3 protein-coding genes are annotated in these 2,550 nt (G+C 69.7%); 1 reads left to right on the forward strand and 2 read right to left on the reverse strand.

What is annotated here, in order from left to right:
* Together WBP48_RS18290 and WBP48_RS18295 are read right to left on the reverse strand one after the other, a co-directional pair.
* Window positions 1-510 (reverse strand): DUF7134 domain-containing protein (locus tag WBP48_RS18290; RefSeq protein ID WP_424442206.1); only part of this gene is annotated, 510 nt, incomplete at its 3' end.
* Window positions 511-572: 62 nt separating this feature from the next.
* A complete protein-coding gene (locus tag WBP48_RS18295; RefSeq protein ID WP_424442207.1) occupies window positions 573-1,025 on the reverse strand; it encodes an Lrp/AsnC family transcriptional regulator in 453 nt (150 codons plus the stop codon).
* Between the two features lie 72 nt (window positions 1,026-1,097).
* Between WBP48_RS18295 and WBP48_RS18300 the strand changes: the two genes are divergently transcribed.
* A complete protein-coding gene (locus WBP48_RS18300) occupies window positions 1,098-2,474 on the forward strand; it encodes a DUF6421 family protein (RefSeq protein ID WP_424442208.1) in 1,377 nt (458 codons plus the stop codon).
* The last annotated feature ends 76 nt before the right edge of the window (window positions 2,475-2,550 follow it).

The following is a 2,550-nucleotide window of genomic DNA, read 5'->3' on the forward strand; positions in this document are numbered from 1 at the left end:
GTCCTGGCGCGCGCGGATGCCGGTGCGGACGAGGGCCCCGATCGTCCAGGCAAGGCCGAGCCCGAACAGCGCGGCGATGGCCACCGCGAGCGCGGTCGTGATCGTCGAGGCGTCAACGGCGAAGGCGGCGGCGGCCGGGGCGAACAGGTACACCGTGATGACCACGGCACCGCCGAACGTCGAGGCCAGACCCGCCCAGAACACACGGCGGCTGCCGTAGGCCGCGGTGGCGTAGAGCACGCCGAAGATCGCGACGTCGGCCGCGCTGGGCGGGCGGCCGAGCGACATCTGCACGATCGCGCTCGCCCACGCCACCGTCAACGCCAGGCCAGGAGCCGCGCGCCGCAGCCCCAGCGCCGTGCCCATGCCGAGGGCGACGAGCACGGTGCCGAGCGCGTTGTTGTCGCTGAACCTGCCGATATCCAGGTCGAACGGCAGTGCGATCACCACGAACATGCCCGCGACGACGATGTCGACGACGAGCTGGGTACGGGTGAGCGCGCGGAACACGCTTCGACGCTACGCGACGGCGTCGGCCCCGCCATCCGCCGCGAGATGTATCCGCGGGCCGCTCACGCGGACAAGGGCAGCACCGGGCGGTGCTCGTAGAAGGTCTGCAGCACGACGGTCGTGCGGGTGCGGACGTTCGCGGCGTGGCGAATATCGCGGACGAGGTCCTCGAGCGCGCGCGGCGAGGCGACGCGGGCGAACAGCATGTAGGCGGCATCACCCGCGATCGAGTGGCACGCCTCGATCGCGGCGAGGTGCTCCAGCAGCTCCGGCGCGTTGTCGGGCTGAGCGGGATCGAGCGGTGTGATCTCGATGAACGCGGCGAGCGGACGACCGACCGCCTCGGGATCGACGGTGGCGCGGTACCCGGTGATCACGCCCCGCGACTCCAGCCGCTTGAGCCGCGCCTGGACCGCCGAGACCGAGAGCCCGGTCGCAGCGGACAGGTCTGCGAGCGTCGCGCGTCCGTCGCGGGCGACCTCGGCGACGATCCGCTGGTCGACAGCATCCTCCATGCATGAAACAATATCGGACAGATTCGGTATCACCCGTAAATATTCCCGCAACTCATCGAACTGGAGACAATCATGCCCCACACCGCGTTCATCGACGGGTTCTCCACCGAGGTCGTCGCAGACAGCCGCCCGGTCGAGCGGCAGCCCGCATGGCTCGCGCTCAAGGACGCCGCGACCACCCTGCAGCAGCTGCAGGCGCAGGACGGATCGGTCCCCGACGCTGACGACCACACCGAGGCACGCGTGTGCATCGAGGCGATCGTCGGCTCGATGCGGGCGCTCGCGCCGCTGTTCCCGCACGATGCCGAGTACCTGTCGGCATCCGTCCACGATCTCGAGCGCTGGGTCGACACGGGGCTCGGCGTTCCCGACTTCTTCGAGTCGCTCGTCGCGTTCCAGCCGCAGCAGCATCGCATCGACGGACTGCAGCACCTGGTCGTGTTCCCGATGTACACGCAGAACGGGTCGCGCGACCGGCACGTCGAGGCGGTGCTGTGCGAGGTGATCTGGCCGGAGTTCATCGCCGAACTGGAGGCGACCTACACGAACGGGCTGTTCGTCAGCCTGCGGCTGATCGACTTCACCCCCGGGTACGACACGAACTCCGCGGTGCTGTTCCCCGAGACGGTCGCGATGCGGGAGATCCCGACGTTCACATGGGGCGCGATCTTCCAGGACCGCGAGGCGGCGCGCTACCGGCGCGTCGTGCGCGCGGCATCCGAGATCACGAAGCTCGACGTGCCGGAGGAGGCGGCGCGGATGCTGACGGACCAGCGTCTGACGGAGGAGACGTTCGTCATGTGGGACCTCATCCACGACCGCACACATATGCGCGGCGACCTGCCGTTCGATCCGTTCATGATCAAGCAGCGGATGCCGTTCTTCCTGTACTCGCTGGAGGAACTGCGCTGCGACCTCACGGCGTTCCGGGAGTGCGTCGCGCTCGGCGCGCGGGCCGACGAGATCGGCGAGCACGCCCGACTCGTGCAGTACGCCGTGATCTTCGACCGGATCTTCCGCTTCGCGATCACCGGCACGCGCGTGCGCAACTACGACGGGCTGGGCGGTCAGCTGCTGTTCGCGTGGCTGCACCAGCGCGGCGTGCTGCACTGGACCGACACCGCGCTGGCATTCGACTGGGACCGGGTGCCGGCGGCCGTGATCGCCCTGAGCGACGCGATCGACCGGCTGTACTGGGAGTCGATCGACCGCCCGAAGGTCGCGCACTGGCTCGCCACCTACGAGCTGATCCGCTCGGTGCTGACGCCGCACCCGGCATCCCTGTGGGCACGCGGGCTGTCCGACGAGGTGCTCGCCGGCGCGCCGAAGGGGTACACGGATGCCGTGCTGGACGACGAGTTCCCGCTCTCGATGTTCTTCGAGGCGCTGGAGAAGAAGATGCGCGACGTGATCGCTTCGACCGCGGGGATCACCGGGCGTGAGGGGTGACCGGGGCGTGAGGGGTGACCGGGGCGTGGCGGGCGGGGCGTGGCGCGCGGTCAGGCCGGCTCGCGCCGAGTGTGCC

Source organism: Microbacterium sp., assembly GCF_049661145.1.
In the GTDB taxonomy this organism is placed as follows: domain Bacteria; phylum Actinomycetota; class Actinomycetes; order Actinomycetales; family Microbacteriaceae; genus Microbacterium.

Excerpts from the sequence above, each read along its gene's own strand:
- WBP48_RS18295 (WP_424442207.1), bottom strand. The coding sequence starts at position 1,025 with ATGGAGGATGCTGTCGACCAGCGGATCGTCGCCGAGGTCGCCCGCGAC.
- WBP48_RS18300 (WP_424442208.1), top strand. The coding sequence starts at position 1,098 with ATGCCCCACACCGCGTTCATCGACGGGTTCTCCACCGAGGTCGTCGCA.